We start from the raw sequence: 16183 nt of genomic DNA, 5'->3' as shown, positions 1-16183 counted from the left end.
CACAGATTTTTGCTGTGGCTTTTTTGATTATCCATTCATCGTAATTTTACGATAAATAGATAATTTTTACTACCTTTGCCGTGTGGGATTAGTGAAAGATAAATTATATCAACAAGAAGATGTGCAGTTAGCTACTTTAGCAAAAGCCTTAGCGCATCCAGCTCGGGTGGCTATTATCAAGTTTCTGCTAAAGCAAAAAGCTTGCGTGTGTAGAACAATTGTTGACGAAATAGGCTTAGCACAAGCCACGATTAGTCAACATTTAAAAGTGCTAAAAAATGCTGGTTTAATTCAAGGAACAGTTGAAGGCACTTCAGTTTGTTATTGCATTGATTATACTGCACTTCAACAACTCTTAGATTTGTTTGATGGCTTAGATTTGACTACTTCCGAACAATGTTGTTAATTCTTAAAAAAAAACTATGACGATTAAAGAAGTAAAACAAGCCTTAAAGCAAGTTGAGCATGTAGAATTTCAATTGGCTTCAGGAGAAAAAGTTCCTGCTCATTTTCACGTCACCGAAGTAGGAGAGGTGGCTAAACGATTTATTGATTGTGGGGGAACACTAAGAGACGAGAAAAAAGCTAATTTTCAATTGTGGACAGCTGATGATGTTGAACACCGACTTTCAGCTGAAAAACTCAACTCAATTATTGAGCTTTCTGAAGAAAAATTGCTACTAAGCGAACATTTACCTGTTGAGGTTGAATACCAATCAAATACCATTGGTAAGTATAATTTAGCTTTCCAAAACGGGAAATTTATACTTGAATCTACCTTAACCGATTGTTTAGCGAAAGACAAATGCGGAATTCCTGAAGAAAAACTGCCAAGAAGTAAAAAACCAAAAATGAAATTATCTGAATTTCAGCAAATGCAATGTGATCCCAATGCTGGGTGTTGCTAAATTCATATAAATAACGTATTTATGGGAACTTTTGAACGCTACTTAAGTTTGTGGGTTTTATTAGGAATTGTAGCTGGAATACTTATCGGAAATCTAGTAGGAGATTCCATAACTTTTTTAAGTGAATTAGAAATTGCCAAAGTCAATATTCCAGTAGCAATTTTAGTCTGGATGATGATTTACCCAATGATGGTGCAAATTGATTTTTCTTCATTAAAAAACATAGGTCAAAACGCCAAAGGGTTAAGTTTAACCTTAATTGTAAATTGGTTAATTAAGCCTTTTACCATGGCCTTTTTTGCTTGGTTGTTTTTAGACCAACTCTTTCATGCTTATTTAGAACCCGAATTAGCCCAAGAATATATAGCAGGAGCTATTATTTTAGGAGCTGCACCTTGTACGGCTATGGTATTTGTTTGGTCGTACTTAACTAAAGGAGATGCCAATTATACCTTGGTTCAAGTTTCTGTGAACGACTTGGTTTTGTTAGTGGCGTTTATTCCTATTGTTCGCTTTTTATTGGGTGTAACCAACATTGAAATCCCATACAACACGCTCCTGTCTTCAGTAGTTATTTTTGTGGTAATTCCCCTTGTAGCGGGGTATCTATCCAATAAATTATTAATTCAAACAAAAGGCAAAAAGTGGCTAGAAGAGGTTTTTCTTCCAAAGCTGAAACCAATTTCAATTATTGCTTTACTCACTACCTTGGTATTGTTGTTTGCTTTTCAAGGCAATCAAATCATTCAACAGCCATTTCATATTTTACTCATTGCCGTACCGCTTACTATACAGACTTATTTTATCTTTTTTATTGCTTGGTTTACTGGAAAGTGGATAGGTTTAAAGCATCAAATTTGTGCTCCGTCATCGCTTATTGGAGCAAGTAATTTTTTTGAATTAGCCGTAGCTGTTGCTATTGCTTTATTTGGATTGAATTCTGGTGCAGCCTTAGCAACTGTAGTTGGAATTTTAATAGAAGTCCCTGTGATGCTATCCTTGGTAGCTATTGCTAATCGTTGGAAATATTAGTTGATATATGTTATTAAAAAAAGAAATTCAATACCTTAAATCTTCTTTTGAAGTTATTTCTGAAGAACGAAAAAAAGTCCTTCAAGACTTGGTAAGAAGAATTCAGCAAATTAAGCAAGACGAAGTAAATCTTGTTTTTGTTTGTACGCATAATTCAAGGCGAAGTCATTTAGCGCAACTTTGGTGGCAAGTAGCTTCAGAGGAATATGATTTTTCTTTTCTGAAGACTTATTCCGCAGGAACAGAAACCACAAGAATTCATCCAAACACCCTGAAAGTTTTAATGAAACAAGGTTTTTCAGTAGAAAGTAGGTTTCTACAAGAAAACCTTTCAGAAGAAAACCCAAAGGTTGAGCTCTCTTACTTTGGAAATCGAAGTGTAAAATGTTTTTCCAAAACTATTTCAGATAATAGCCTCCCTGAACAATTTATTGCGATTATGACTTGTGGCCACGCCGAAGTAAATTGTCCGTTTATTCCTCAAGCTGAATTTAGATTCTCACTTACCTACGAAGATCCTAAAATTTCAGACGGTACTTCACAAATGGAACAAACCTACTTAGAAAGAAGTCGCCAAATAGGACGAGAGGCTTTTTATGCTTTGTCATTACTCAAGTAAGTAGAATTACGATTAAAATTTGTATTGCTCTTCATTTTAAAAATGTTTACCTTAGCACAAAAAAGAAATGGCATTAACACCATCTACTATGTTAGATTTGGGAACAAAAGCTCCCGATTTTCGTTTAAAAGACACCTTGACCAAAGATTACTTTAGTTTTGAAGATGTAAAAGGAAAAAAAGGCACAGTGGTCATGTTTATTTGTAATCATTGTCCGTATGTGAAACATGTGAACGATGAAATCATTCGCTTAGCTAACGACTACCGAATTTTAGGTTTCGGTTTTGTTGCTATTTCTAGTAATGATGTTGAAAATTATCCCGAAGACCACCCCGATAAAATGTGGGAATACGGCAGAAAATTGAATTATCCTTTCCCTTATTTATACGATGAAACACAAAAAGTAGCCAAAGCTTACAAAGCATCCTGCACTCCCGATTTTTATGTATTTGACAATGCCGATGAACTTTTTTACCGCGGTCAATTAGATGATTCAAGACCAAAAAATGGAATTAATGTTACGGGTAGAAACATCAGAGAAGCTTTAGATGCTCTAATGAATAATCAACAACCTCCAAAAAACCAAAAACCAAGTATGGGATGTGGTATTAAGTGGAAGAATTCAAAATAAATGTCCTTTCTTAAGCCTTTCGGCTTGGCGAAGAGTGAGAAGAGTGAATTAAAAAGCAAAGCCTAATAAAAATTGTGATTTGTCATTCCCTAAAAATTTCGGCTCACATAAATTTCCTAGACAAATTTTAAACGGAATCTTTTTGTCAACAAAGACATAACATTCTTTCTGCTATGCAAAGTTTGTAACTTCACAATCTATATCGCTCCTTCTCATCAAACTTGTTCTACAATCTCAAAATCTTCAACAAATTTTTCTAAAGTGGTAAAGAAATTCAAAATCTCTTCTTTAGAATTCGTGCTATTAATAGTGACCAAACGAATAAAAGTAGTTTCATCAAAAGTACCGTATCCCACCATTAATTTACCTTCTTCGTACATTTGGTTACACAAAATTCTTGGGTCAATGCCTTTGTAATTAAAGCATACCGAAATAGAATCTTCATAACTATATAAAGTATAATCAGGGTGGTTTTTGATGTAATCTCTAGCTACTTCAGCTAAGTAAAACTGCTGATCAACAATTTCTTCTAGGCCTTTTCTTCCTACCGATTTCCAAAGCGACCAAAACTTAAGTGCATCATTTCTTCTACCGCATTGTAAAGAAGTTTTTCCTAAGTTGAAATCATCGGTACCTGTTTGATACAAGTAATTAGCGTCACAAGCAAACGAATGTACCAAGTCTTCTTTATTCTGCGTAACAATAATGGAACAACTCAAAGGCGTGTTCAGCATTTTATGGGCGTTAAAACTGAAAGAATCAGATTTCTCAACACCTTGAATCAGATGTCTATACTTTTCACTGAATAAGACGGCTCCGCAGTAAGCCCCATCTACATGACTCCAGATTCCGTATTTTTTAGCAATTTCACATAATTCTTCTAAAGGGTCAAATGCTCCCATGACCGTTGTACCTGCCGTAATATTTAAAAAGAAAGGATGTAAACCTTCAGCTAAGTCGGTTTTTACTTGATTTTCAAAAGCTTCAGGTAGCATTCTGCCCCGTTTATCAACTTCAATGTGTCTAATTTGATCGGTTCCTATTCCTGCAAAAGTGGCATTTTTAGTGACGGAATAATGACATTCTTTAGAGGTATAAATTATCATTTTTTGCGAAACCCCCTCTTTTTTAATGTTTCGATTAAAAGCATCTCTTCCCATTAAAAGTCCCATGAAATTACTCATAGAACCACCAGGAGGAAAAGTACCGCCCGCTTTTGCAGGATTATAACCTACCAATTCAATTACTTTTTGCAAGATTTGTTTCTCAATTCCCACTTGTGGGCCACCAACTTTATAAGTGTACATGCTGGTGTTAAGCATAACAGCTAGTAATTCGCCAAGCGTGGCTTTTGCGTTTCTTCCTCCAAAAAGTTGATTAAAAAAAAGCTTTGTTGAAGTTCTTGGTGTGTGAAGTACAATTTGCTCTAAAAGTTCGCTGAATTGCTCTTCTGAGATGGGGTCTTCGTCTAGGTATAAATTGAATTCATCAAAAACATCCTCTTGATCAGTGGGTTTTACAACAGGTTGTTTTTCTTCTTTTTCGATTAATTTTTCTGCTAATTTCTTAAATAAGTTTAAGTCTTCTTGCATAACAATTATAGTAAATTTATATTTACGAAAATAAAGCTTTTTGATGGAAATCATTAGCTTTTTGATGAATATTCAGAATTAGAAAATCTAGTACTATGAATAAAATTACAAGCTTAGCTCAATTAATTGAAGAATTAGATCATTGCCAAGGTGATGATTATTATAAAATTGCTCATCGTTTATCTATTCCAAAAGAAGAATTTTATCCATTCGCTCAATTTACCTCAGAAAGTTACTCCCGAATTTGCTTAGACAAAAATAAGCAACACGAATTGCTTTTGCTTTGTTGGGAAAAAGGGCAAGAAACTGACATACATTCGCATGATGGAGAAGAGTGTTGGGTGTATTTAGCAGAAGGAAAAATAAGAGAAAAACGATTTTCAGGCACAGCGGAAGCACTTGAATTAATTGATGATGTTCAAATGAAAAAATCAGGTATTTCTTATATGAATGACGAAATGGGTTACCATTCACTTCACAACATAGAAGACGGAAAATCTATGACCCTGCACTTATATGTTGGGCCAATTAATAAATGCGAAGTTTTTTGCAATGAAGAAAAGGATTTTATAGAGAAAGAACTTTCTTACGATGAAGTTTTAGTAGGCGAAATAACAAATTAACCAATTTTTGATTATCGACAATCACGAACAAACATCGCCTGACTTGTTATTCCGTATAAAATTTTCATTTCAAAATTTTATACGGAATTTCTTTGTACTAAAGCTAAAAATACATTCTCTAATTAAAGACGTAATCAAAAATCTAAAACAAAAGATTTCCCGTCTCGTAACCTCGTGTGGAATGACAAAAGTGAGGATGATTAGTGTGGCAGATGATTAATCATAAATTTCAAACAGCTATTGCGATATGTTTTTAGAGTTTATTTTTTTGCGAACTACTCTTACTTCGCGCCTCTGCGTCTTTGCGAGAGTTAATCAATTTTATATGTATTTCTCTGCGTTCTTTGCGTCTTTGCGGTGATTATAAGAATCAAGTATTTCTCTGTGTCCTTTGCGCTTTTTACAGTAGTGTTTTCTTGATTAGACGAATACTAAACTCAAAAACTACCACAATTCAAAAGCTTTCGTATTTTTGTAGAAAAAGAACAGAAACCTATATACAATGAACTGGAAAAAAGTTAAAGATTACCAAGATATCACTTATCATAAAAGCAATGGCGTAGCAAGAATCGCTTTTAATCGACCGGAAGTAAGAAATGCATTTCGTCCGCAAACCGTACACGAGCTTTTTGAAGCTTTTCTAGATGCAAGAGAAGATCACAGCATAGGAGTAGTTTTACTTTCAGGTGAAGGTCCTTCGCCAAAAGATGGAAAATACGCTTTTTGTAGCGGAGGTGACCAAAATGCTCGCGGCCATCAAGGTTATGTAGATGATGAAGGAACTCCACGACTAAATGTGCTGGAAGTGCAACGCCTCATCAGATTTATGCCCAAGGTGGTTATAGCCGTTGTTCCTGGGTGGGCTGTAGGCGGAGGACATTCGCTTCACGTTGTTTGTGATTTGACTCTGGCGAGTAAAGAACACGCCATTTTTAAACAAACTGATGCCGATGTAACCAGCTTTGATGGAGGTTATGGTTCGGCTTATTTAGCCAAGATGGTCGGACAAAAAAGAGCTCGTGAAATCTTTTTCTTAGGAAGAAATTATTCAGCTCAAGAAGCCTTTGAAATGGGAATGGTAAATGCCGTAATTCTTCACGAAGAATTAGAAGCAACCGCTTATCAATGGGCACAAGAAATTTTAGAGAAATCGCCTACCTCCATAAAAATGCTCAAATTTGCTTTTAATGCTACTGACGATGGCATGGTAGGGCAACAGGTGTTTGCCGGAGAAGCTACTCGCTTAGCCTATATGACGGAGGAAGCCAAAGAAGGTAGAAATGCATTTCTTGAAAAACGAAAACCTGATTTTAGTAAAGTGAAATGGATTTCATAATGCGAAACAAGAGCTTACTTTTCTTACTTATAATTTTTATTACAGCCACAAGCTTGAGTTCTTGTGGCTTTACTTTTAAGACCATTTTAGGTTTGAAAAACCCTAAAGTACAAACAAATGAGGAGATTCAGAAAGCAACAGAAAAGCTGAATTTTAGTCCTGAAAATGAACTAGACTTTATGTATGTAAAACAAGAACAAGATTCAACTTATTATCACATTATGCTTAGTTCATTGGATGGTGACTTGTATTTTTTTGATGCCGATGGAAATAGAAAATGTTACGCAGGAGCTGAGTCGTGCGTCGCTTCTCAATTTGTGGATTTGAAAGAGGACTTCATAAAACAAGTTCACGATTGTGATTTGTCTGAAGCTGATTTTGGCTTCAAATTTACTCATTTATCTGATTTTATAAATGAAACTGAAGATTTATATGGTGAACCAATTAAACTAGAAAATTTGCCTGAAACTGACTATTATTTTGTTTACCATTGGTCTAAATTCGCTGGAAGAAATAAAGGGAAAAGAGAAGACTATGAATGGACAGTAGAGCGCTTAGATGAGTTGGGAATCAGCTATACCGTATTGAGAGTAAATACTGATTTACGAACTGATTGGGGGTTTAAAAAAGGGAAGAAAACCTCCTTGCGCATGAAAATTCAAAAAGATGAGGATGGGGGTAGGTCGGCTGAACTAAACTTAGGTAAATTGCCTAAAAAAAGCTTATAAGGAAGTCTTGCTTAGTTGTTGATTAACAGTTTTATAAAATGATAGTTTTTTAAATATTAAGTCTATTATTAATTAATTTTATCTAATTTTAGAACCTAATATTAAATCAATTATTTATGCCCGTTTTAACCGAAGAAGAATTAAACGAACTCAAAGCTAAAATAGCCACTTCTGAAGAAAGTTTAGCCAATAGCATTTCACAAAAAAACAAAGCTGAGAAGAAAGCTGAAGAATCTCAAAAGCAAAAAAGTGTTTTTATGATTTTGAGTATATTGTTTTTTGTGTTACTTATTGGAACTTATGCCTTGTTATACACGCAGCCAGAGTTGTTGCCAGTAGAAATAGGAACAAATATAGCTAGCGATGAGGTTGTAGTTCAAAAAGAAGAAATCAACACTTATCAAAATAGCATAACAAGTTTAGAACAAGAAATACAAAGTCTTAGATCGAGAGGCGTTCATCCTTTAGATTTACAGGAATTTTATGCAGTGCAATTAGGCGCCTTTAAGAAGTTTGATACAGAACTTTCTTCAGCTTCTTTTTCTATTGTTAGAAACGCGAGTTATGATGAGTTCAACCTCTATACCCTTGGTGTTTTTGAAACTAAAGAAGAAGCCGAAAAATTGAGAAATGTGGTAAGACAATTAAATTTTAGAGATGCTTTTGTGGGGCAGTATAAAAATGGTGAACGCATCAAGTCTAATTTTTAACAGACGTTGTTATTTGTGCTAAATTTTCTGTTTTAACGTAAATTTTTAAGCAAACTGCTAAGTTATTCGTAACTTAAAAGAAAAAGTTATGTTACAGAAAAAAGAAAATCGTGAAATTGTATTGGCAGATATGCATGATGACGGCGTGCACTTTGATCAAAAAAAGTTAGCTAAATTGAAAGCAAAGCAGAAAAAGGAAAAGCTTAACTCTAAGTAGGAAAGGAATTTAAAAAACCCGCTCTTTAGCGGGTTTTAGTAGCGTGAGCCAGAATTGAACTGGCGACCTCCGGGTTATGAATCCGACGCTCTAACCAACTGAGCTATCACGCCATTTTTGCGAGTGCAAATATAAGATTTGTATTTGATTTACCAAGTTTAAAAAAATAAAAAAAATCAATTTTTAATTAAGCTACTTCAAAATAAATATATATATTGCCTTTTAACTTAAATTCAACAACTATGAGTGAAAAGGTAAAATATGAACTTGAATTCCCTATTCAGGTTTCGCCTTCGTTGCTTTATCAATACATATCAACACCATCAGGCTTAAGCGAATGGTACGCAGATAATGTGAATTCTAGAGGTGAAATATTTACATTTATCTGGGAAGGAAGTGAAGAACAAGCTAAGTTACTTACTAAAAAATCGGATGATAAAATTAAATTACAATGGCTAGATGATGAGGATACTGCCTATTATTTTGAATTGCGTATTCAGGTAGATGCCATTACTAAAGATGTTTCTTTAATGATTACCGATTTTGCCGAAGATGAAGATGAGGTTGAGGAAGGAAAAATGCTTTGGGAAAATATGGTTAGTGAATTAAAACACATTTTAGGCTCTTCATAAATTTTACTATATGATTAACATCAATGGAACACTAGTTTCCAACGAAAAAGCTAATTTATCTTACATCAACAGAGGCTTTCAATATGGCGATGCACTTTTTGAAACTATAAGAGTAATCAATTCAAGCATTATGTTCTGGGAAGACCATTATTTTAGGTTGATGTCTTCCATGCGTATCTTAAGAATGGAAATACCTGCTAATTTTTCGCCTGAATTTTTAGAAGAAAAAATACTTGAACTCCTCCATCATAATGAACTTACTAAAAAAGCTTGCCGCGTAAAAATTAATGTTTACCGTGATTCAGTAGGAAAATATCATCCACTTTCTAATGATATAGGATACTTGATTTCTGCTGAAGAAATTGATAATCAGTTTTTTATTCTCAAAGAGGATAAATGTGAAGTAGAACTTTTTAAAGATCATTTGATGGTAGATGGCTTGCTTTCAACTTTAAAATCTAATAATAAATTGGTTCCTATTCTAGCTTCAATTTTTGCAAAAGAAAATGATTATGACAATTGCTTGATTCTAAATCAGAAAAAAATGGTGGTGGAAACCATTAATGGTAATTTATTTTTAGTCAAGGACAATAAAATAAAGACCCCTCCGCTAGCTGATGGATGCTTAAATGGTATAATTAGAAAACAACTTGTGGATATTATTGGTAAAACAGAAAACTATGAGTTAGTTGAGGAGTCCATTTCTCCATTTGAATTACAAAAAGCTGACGAATTATTTTATACCAATGCCATCCAAGGAATTGTAAGTATTACTAAATATCGAAAAAAAGAATACCTTAATACCATTGCTAAAATGCTAATTGGTAAGTTAAATGCTAAAGCTAGATTGATATAAATACACTTTATTGTTAAAAAAAAGGAATATATCCGATATAAAATGGATATATTCCTTTTTTTGTCTATATTTGATGGTAAATATGATTCTATGAAAAAAGATTTGCCCATAGAGGTTGTTCGTTTTAAGCAAGTTAGAGAGGACTTCAATTTTACCCAATCGGAATTTGCAGAAAAACTTGAAATTAATAATTCAACCGCCGATATTGAGCGTGGTAAAACCAAATTGGCGGGTTATGTAGTCAAAAATTTGGTTCGCGAATTTCATATTAATCCGCTTTGGTTATTTGGTGAAAGTCAGCAAAAACAAGTTGATTTATCCAATAAATTAGTTATGCCAAAGGTGATCACCGTTAATAATACAGAGCAAGACAATATTTTAATGGTCAATCAAAAGGCTTCAGCAGGTTATCCTAGTAATTTACAGCAGGAGTCGTGGTATGAACAATTACCAGCATTCGATTTACCTATTCCAGAATTCAGAAATGCCACCTACCGAGGTTTTCAAGTAGAAGGCGATTCTATGTTACCAAATTTTCAGCCTGGCGATTGGGTTTTGGCTAAAGCTGTTGAACACTTAAACGAAGCTAAATCCAATAAAATTTATGTTTTTGTTTTGCAGGATTCTGTCATGATTAAGCACTTTCAGCCACATGTAGAAACCACAAAAATTAGGTTAATATCTAGTAATTCAACCTATCCGCCTTATGAAGTTTTGATTAGTCAAATACAAGAAATGTGGGAGGTAAAATCGAAACTTACATTTAGTTTGGGTGAAAATTCAGAAAATTCTATGCTCAAAAAATTAGAACAATCTATGGAAGATTTAAAACAGCAATTGGCTAATTTTAATCGTGACTAGAATCATTTAAACTTGTGATAAAACAATTCACACTGATTGATAAAGTATTACTTTAGCTAAAAAATAACTATGAATTTTAAAGAATTATTTCAGTTTTTAGAAACGCTACAGAAAAACAATTCTAAAGATTGGATGGATGAAAACAGAGATTGGTATCATCAAGTTAGGGATGATTATAGATTATGGTTGGCAGAAATGGACTTATATTTAGCTGATGTTGATTCCGATTATTACCCTACTTCTCCAGCAAAAGCACTTAATCGTATTAACAATAATTTACTTTATCACCCTAATAAACCTACCTACAAAGATCATTTTGGGGCTGGTTTAGATAAAAAGCCAAAAACAAGCGACTTCTACATTCATTTAGGTGTGGAGGAATGTTTTTTGGCAGGTGGTTTCTGGCGACCAAAATCTGATTTCTTGAAATCGATTAGACAGGCGATAGATTATAATGGAGAGGTGTTGAATGAGCTTATTCAAGAAAAGAAGTTCAAAGAAATGTTTGGAGGATTAGAGGCGGATGAGAAACTGACCAATGCTCCAAAAGGCTTTAGTAAAGAACATCCGCATATTGATTTATTAAAAAATAAAAGTTTTGTTGCTTATAAAACCTTAACAAGAAATCAAATATTAGCTCCAAATTTTCAGGAAATAGTTAAAGAAACTTATTTAGCTATGCTTGATTTTAGGAGATATTTAAATAAAGCAGTAAGTGTATAATAACTAGTATGGGAAAAGTTGGAAAAAAAATACAAAGAGCAATTCAGGTAACCGATGAATTCACCAATGAAGAAAAGATTATTTTGCGTGATCATTTGGCTATGGAGCGCACAAAACTTGCCAATGAAAGGACTTTACTGTCTTATTTAAGAAGTGCCTTGTATTTATTTTTAGGAGGAGGTGCACTAGCAGGAATTGAACATCCAGAATTCGGAAATTTAAAACCTATTGGTTACATTTCTTTAGGAGTAAGTTTGTTGTTTATCATTATAGGAATTTATCGTTTTATTGTTTTAAAAAATCATTTAAAAGACTTTAAGTCCAATCCAAAGTCAATATAAATCTCAAGGTTTATTTTTTAATTTCTAATTTTGTGAACTGATGATAAATTAGCAGAATAAGTAAACCAAATACAACTGCAGTTACTATTAAAATCGGATTTAAAATACCATCTGCAGAGAAGGATAGTTTAATAATTACCGTAGAAATAATAAATCCAGAATTTCTAATTACACGACTAAATTGATTGGTTTGTAAAAATGAAAATAGTAGTAACAAAACGTCGGTTACAATTAAAATAGTGAAAAAGTCATCAAAGAATACAGCGTTAAACCCCTTGATGCTGTAACTTACCGATTCTGGTGATAAATTTGGATTAGTTATAAAGTCATAAATCGAAAAAATACCAAGTACTAAAATAACAGGAATTAGAAATACAGCAAAAAACTTTTTCATTTGTATATACTTTATCGTCTTTTGGCTCATTGACGATTTATTCTTATTTTTCTGGTCTAGCCTGTAGAACAGAAATATGCCAAAGAACAAGACCAAAGTAGCTAGAATGTCTAAGGTAAATTGTAAGTCACCTTGAATAGAAAACCATTCTTCAGAAAACTCAATTTGTGCTAGGTCGTAAAATATCTTCCTTATTAAAATTAAAGTAATAATTTCATATTGCTTTCCTATGTAATTGGTAATCGATTTTGGGAGATAGAAAACAAGCAAGTAAATTTCGTAAATCAATATTACCGAAAAAGGAGTGTAAAGTGCAGAAATAGGGTTGATTGTTAATTGGTCAAATCTTGTTGAATCAATTAGGTTGAAATCAATGATTCCAATCAAAATTAAATGAGCAATAAACAGTATGATTGCTAGATATACTACAACCTTCTCTATCTTCTCTTTTAAGTGATCCTTTAAAAATAAGTTAGTAGCTTTCTCTAATAATTTTTCTTTCGAATTCATTCTTCTAAATTATTTAAAATTAACCAATTACCTAGTTCATTAGCTTGTAAAATTTTGTTATTTTAATTTGAATAGCTGATATAAATCAGTCGGTTTTCTTCATTTCTTCCTTATTTTTGTTGGTTCATTTTAAATAGAATTTCATGAAATACGTTTCCGCAGAAGAAGCCATACAACAAGTAAAATCAGGTAATCGAATTTTTTTTCAGGGAGCCGCCATGACGCCCAAATTCTTGATTAATGAATTGTGTATTCATTACAAAGACTTTAAGGATGTTGAAATTGTGCAGATGCATACAGAAGGTGAGGCTAAATACGCAGAAAACCCCTACAACGAATCATTCAAGACAAATTCTTGCTTTGTTGGTGGAAATGTAAGAAAAGTTGTTAATTCGCATTATGGCGACTACATTCCCATTTTTTTAAGTGAAGTTCATTTGCTCTTTAAACGTGGAATTTTACCTTTAGACATTGCTTTTATTCAAGTTTCGCCACCTGATAAGCACGGTTTTTGTTCGTTAGGAACTTCCATTGATGTTACCTTAACGGCAGTAAAAGTTGCTAAAACAGTAATAGCGCAAGTCAATCCAAAAGTGCCCAGGTCTCACGGAGATGGAAATATCCATATCAATGAAATTGATTTTGGTGTACAGATAGAAACACCAATTCACAGTCATCAAGCCTTATCTCCTAATGAAGTTGAACAGCAAATAGGAGCAAATGTTGCCGAATTAGTTGAAGATGGAGCTACATTACAAATGGGTATTGGCGCTATCCCTAATGCTGTTTTAAGTAATTTGCATCATCATAAGGCGCTAGGAATTCATACAGAAATGTTTTCGGATGGAGTACTTCCATTGGTGGAAAAGGGAATAATTACAGGGGAAAACAAAGTCGTTAAAAACGGTAAAATAGTTACCTGTTTTGCCATGGGTTCTGAAAAATTATACGATTTTATAGACGACAACCCCATGGTTCATTTTAAAGAAGCCGCTTATACTAATGATACAGCTATTATTAGAAGAAACCCAAAAGTTACAGCCATTAATTCAGCAATAGAAATTGACTTAACTGGACAGGTTTGTGCAGATACTATTGGTAGGCTACAGTATTCTGGAGTAGGAGGGCAGATGGATTTTATACGTGGGGCTTCTCTTTCGGAAGGAGGAAAAGCCATCATAGCTATGCCGTCTATTACTCAAAAAGGAGTTTCAAAAATCACTCCATTCCTCAATGAAGGAGCTGGAGTAACAACCACTCGTGCGCATGTTCACTATGTAGCAACCGAGCAAGGTGTAGTCAATTTATACGGCAAGAATCTTAAACAACGGGCGCAAGCACTGATTTCAATAGCTCACCCAAATCACAGAGAAGCTCTAGAAAAAGAAGCTTTTGAGCGTTTTGGGAGGTAAGTTTTATTGAACTATTAATGCCTTTAATAGGAAAAATGAATGAGCTTGGTGTGTTGGTTTAATTGAATACAAAGCATATCTTAAAAGCACTTAGCTATCTTAGTTAAGTGCTTTCAATATCAAATCAATTAATCGGCTACTGTAACCACGTTCGTTATCGTACCATCCAATTAACTTAATTAAATTTCCGTCAATAACGGAAGTCATTTGCGCATCAAAAATACAGGAATGCGAATTACCAATAATATCTATAGATACTATAGGGTCTTCGGTGTATTCAATAATACCTTTGTATTTTTTTGAAGACGCTTGTTGAAATAATTGATTTACTTCTTTAATTGATGTTGATTTTTTTACGTTCAAGGTCATATCTGTTAATGAGCCGTTAGGTACGGGGACACGAATTCCACAGCCACCAATTACCTCGCTTAAATCAGGGAAAATTTTGGTCAAGGCTTTGGCTGCGCCAGTAGTTGTAGGAACAATGGATTGTGCTGCGGCACGTGCTCTTCGTAAATCACGATGCGGTTGGTCATGCAAACTTTGGTCGGAAGTGTAGGAATGTATGGTAGATATATAAGCTTGAGTAACCTCAAAATGCTCATGAATTAATTGCAACATTGGCGCCGCATTGTTGGTTGTACAACTAGCATTAGAAACTAAAATATCTTCAGTTTTAAGGCTATGGTCGTTAACTCCTAAAACAATCATTTTTACGTCATCGTCTTCAGGCGGAACACTTAAAATAACGCGTTTTACCCCTGTTTTTAAATGCAATTGAATGCTGTTTTTAGTTTTGAATTTTCCAGTACATTCAATGACTACGTCAACTTCAAATTCATGCCAAGGAATGTCTTCAATTTTAGCTTGATTAAGAAGTGGAAAATAAACTTTTTTTATTTCAAATCCATTTTTTTTAGGAGTAACTTGTTTACCAAAGCCACCATGAATGGAGTCGTATTTTACTAGATGCGCTAAGGTAGTAGGATCAGCTAAATCGTTAATAGCAACTACTTCAATTTGTGGGTGTAAGTAGGCCAAACGAAAAAGGCTTCGGCCAATGCGACCAAAGCCATTTATTCCAATTCTTATTTTTTTATTCATCTAAAATTACTGTATGAAGAAAAATTAGTTGATGTGTTTTTGAGCTTTGTATGAAGAACGTACAAGCGCCGAGCTTTCAACATGTCTAAATCCAAGTTCTAAACCAACTTCTTCGTATCGCTTAAATTGATCTGGAGTAATAAATTCTTTTACAGGTAAATGTGTTTTGCTAGGTTGTAAATATTGACCAATGGTAACCACATCACAATCAACCGAGCGAAGGTCTTTCAAGGTTTGGATAACTTCCTCTTCCTTTTCGCCTAGACCTAACATAATGCCTGATTTAGTTCTGTTAATTCCTTGTTTTTTCAAGTAATCTAAAACCCCTAAACTACGGTCGTATTTAGCTTGAATTCTAACCTCTCGGGTAAGTCTTCTTACGGTTTCCATATTGTGAGAAACTACTTCAGGTGCTACTTCTACAATACGATCAATGTGTCGTTCTATACCTTGAAAATCGGGAATTAAAGTTTCTAGGGTAGTAGTAGGGTTCATTCTTCTAATGGCTTTTACTGTTTCAGCCCAGATAATGGAACCCATATCTTTTAAATCGTCACGATCTACAGAAGTTACAACGGCGTGTTTAATCCCCATAATTTTGATGGAGCGCGCTACTTTTTCAGGTTCGTCCCATTCAACAGTTTCAGGTCTTCCGGTTTTAACACCACAAAAACCACAAGAACGGGTACAAACATTTCCAAGAATCATAAAGGTAGCCGTTCCTTCACCCCAGCATTCTCCCATATTAGGGCAACTTCCTGAGGTACAAATGGTATGTAAGTCGTATTTATCTACTAATTTTCTAAGATTTCTGTATTTCTCGCCTGTAGGTAGTTTTACCCGTAACCATTTTGGTTTACCTTTTCTGGTTTCGGGAGTTTTTGTTTTTACTTCAGGACTTAATGTAGCCGTTGCCATAACAAAATATTTTTTACAAAGATACTAAAAATGATT

At 34.0% G+C, this 16183-nt stretch carries 20 protein-coding genes and 1 tRNA gene; 16 read left to right on the top strand and 5 right to left on the bottom strand.

Annotation, left to right across the window (positions count from 1 at the left end; translation table 11 throughout):
• The first annotated feature begins 82 nt into the window (after nt 1-82).
• From G7034_RS00205 to G7034_RS00185, 5 genes are all read left to right on the top strand, one after another.
• Nucleotides 83-406: an ArsR/SmtB family transcription factor gene (locus G7034_RS00205; protein ID WP_166398947.1), complete on the top strand. Its 324-nt coding sequence runs from the start codon at nt 83-85 to the stop codon at nt 404-406.
• A gap of 16 nt (nt 407-422) precedes the next feature.
• Nucleotides 423-908: a DUF6428 family protein gene (locus tag G7034_RS00200; protein ID WP_166398946.1), complete on the top strand. Its 486-nt coding sequence runs from the start codon at nt 423-425 to the stop codon at nt 906-908.
• 21 nt (nt 909-929) lie between these two features.
• On the top strand, nt 930-1940 hold the full coding sequence (gene arsB / locus G7034_RS00195; RefSeq protein WP_166398945.1) for an ACR3 family arsenite efflux transporter: 1011 nt from the start codon (nt 930-932) through the stop codon (nt 1938-1940).
• Nucleotides 1941-1947: 7 nt separating this feature from the next.
• Nucleotides 1948-2559 carry an arsenate reductase/protein-tyrosine-phosphatase family protein gene (locus G7034_RS00190; RefSeq protein WP_166398944.1) on the top strand — a complete coding sequence of 204 codons (612 nt, stop codon included), beginning with the start codon at nt 1948-1950 and terminating at the stop codon, nt 2557-2559.
• 67 nt (nt 2560-2626) lie between these two features.
• Complete coding sequence (locus G7034_RS00185) at nt 2627-3190, top strand: thioredoxin family protein (RefSeq protein ID WP_166398943.1); 564 nt, start codon at nt 2627-2629, stop codon at nt 3188-3190.
• Between the two features lie 215 nt (nt 3191-3405).
• Here the strand turns inward: G7034_RS00185 and G7034_RS00180 are convergent, their stop codons facing one another.
• A complete protein-coding gene (locus tag G7034_RS00180) occupies nt 3406-4782 on the bottom strand; it encodes a pyridoxal phosphate-dependent decarboxylase family protein (protein ID WP_166398942.1) in 1377 nt (458 codons plus the stop codon).
• Nucleotides 4783-4877: 95 nt separating this feature from the next.
• Here G7034_RS00180 and G7034_RS00175 point away from each other — a divergent pair, with 95 nt between their 5' ends.
• From G7034_RS00175 to G7034_RS11960, 5 genes are all read left to right on the top strand, one after another.
• Nucleotides 4878-5405 (top strand): cysteine dioxygenase, encoded by a 528-nt coding sequence (locus tag G7034_RS00175; RefSeq protein ID WP_166398941.1) that lies wholly within the window; start codon nt 4878-4880, stop codon nt 5403-5405.
• Nucleotides 5406-5907: 502 nt separating this feature from the next.
• Complete coding sequence (locus G7034_RS00170) at nt 5908-6741, top strand: 1,4-dihydroxy-2-naphthoyl-CoA synthase (protein ID WP_166398940.1); 834 nt, start codon at nt 5908-5910, stop codon at nt 6739-6741.
• Nucleotides 6741-7469, top strand: coding sequence for a hypothetical protein (locus G7034_RS00165; protein ID WP_166398939.1), 729 nt, complete (start codon nt 6741-6743; stop codon nt 7467-7469). Before G7034_RS00170 ends, G7034_RS00165 begins: the two co-directional genes overlap by 1 nt.
• Before the next feature lie 116 nt (nt 7470-7585).
• The gene (locus tag G7034_RS00160) at nt 7586-8179 is read left to right on the top strand and encodes an SPOR domain-containing protein (protein WP_166398938.1); all 594 of its coding nucleotides are present in this window, start codon (nt 7586-7588) and stop codon (nt 8177-8179) included.
• An 88-nt stretch (nt 8180-8267) separates the two neighbouring features.
• A complete protein-coding gene (locus G7034_RS11960; RefSeq protein WP_262886457.1) occupies nt 8268-8396 on the top strand; it encodes a hypothetical protein in 129 nt (42 codons plus the stop codon).
• A gap of 39 nt (nt 8397-8435) precedes the next feature.
• On the opposite strand, the gene G7034_RS00155 is transcribed toward G7034_RS11960, so the two are convergent.
• Nucleotides 8436-8509 (bottom strand) — tRNA-Met (locus tag G7034_RS00155).
• A gap of 129 nt (nt 8510-8638) precedes the next feature.
• On the opposite strand from G7034_RS00155, the gene G7034_RS00150 reads away from it, so the two are divergent.
• The 5 genes from G7034_RS00150 to G7034_RS00130 all read left to right on the top strand — a co-directional run bounded on the left by G7034_RS00150 (nt 8639) and on the right by G7034_RS00130 (nt 11809).
• Complete coding sequence (locus tag G7034_RS00150; protein WP_166398937.1) at nt 8639-9028, top strand: START-like domain-containing protein; 390 nt, start codon at nt 8639-8641, stop codon at nt 9026-9028.
• Between the two features lie 10 nt (nt 9029-9038).
• Complete coding sequence (locus tag G7034_RS00145; protein ID WP_166398936.1) at nt 9039-9884, top strand: aminotransferase class IV; 846 nt, start codon at nt 9039-9041, stop codon at nt 9882-9884.
• 90 nt (nt 9885-9974) lie between these two features.
• A complete protein-coding gene (locus G7034_RS00140) occupies nt 9975-10745 on the top strand; it encodes an XRE family transcriptional regulator (RefSeq protein ID WP_166398935.1) in 771 nt (256 codons plus the stop codon).
• A 69-nt stretch (nt 10746-10814) separates the two neighbouring features.
• Nucleotides 10815-11468, top strand: coding sequence for a DUF2461 domain-containing protein (locus tag G7034_RS00135; RefSeq protein ID WP_166398934.1), 654 nt, complete (start codon nt 10815-10817; stop codon nt 11466-11468).
• An 8-nt stretch (nt 11469-11476) separates the two neighbouring features.
• On the top strand, nt 11477-11809 hold the full coding sequence (locus G7034_RS00130; RefSeq protein WP_166398933.1) for a DUF202 domain-containing protein: 333 nt from the start codon (nt 11477-11479) through the stop codon (nt 11807-11809).
• A gap of 10 nt (nt 11810-11819) precedes the next feature.
• Here G7034_RS00130 and G7034_RS00125 read toward each other — a convergent pair whose 3' ends face one another.
• On the bottom strand, nt 11820-12713 hold the full coding sequence (locus tag G7034_RS00125; protein WP_166398932.1) for a hypothetical protein: 894 nt from the start codon (nt 12711-12713) through the stop codon (nt 11820-11822).
• A 143-nt stretch (nt 12714-12856) separates the two neighbouring features.
• Here G7034_RS00125 and G7034_RS00120 point away from each other — a divergent pair, with 143 nt between their 5' ends.
• Entirely contained in the window at nt 12857-14125 is a 1269-nt protein-coding gene (locus G7034_RS00120; RefSeq protein WP_166398931.1) for an acetyl-CoA hydrolase/transferase family protein, read from the top strand.
• A gap of 99 nt (nt 14126-14224) precedes the next feature.
• Here the strand turns inward: G7034_RS00120 and gap are convergent, their stop codons facing one another.
• Entirely contained in the window at nt 14225-15229 is a 1005-nt protein-coding gene (gene gap / locus G7034_RS00115) for a type I glyceraldehyde-3-phosphate dehydrogenase (RefSeq protein WP_166398930.1), read from the bottom strand.
• 24 nt (nt 15230-15253) lie between these two features.
• A complete protein-coding gene (lipA, locus tag G7034_RS00110) occupies nt 15254-16147 on the bottom strand; it encodes a lipoyl synthase (protein WP_166398929.1) in 894 nt (297 codons plus the stop codon).
• Nucleotides 16148-16183: the final 36 nt, after the last annotated feature.

Origin of the sequence: Psychroflexus maritimus (assembly GCF_011089875.1) — a bacterium.
Classification (GTDB): domain Bacteria; phylum Bacteroidota; class Bacteroidia; order Flavobacteriales; family Flavobacteriaceae; genus Psychroflexus; species Psychroflexus maritimus.
This window is presented reverse-complemented; position numbering and strand designations above follow the sequence as displayed.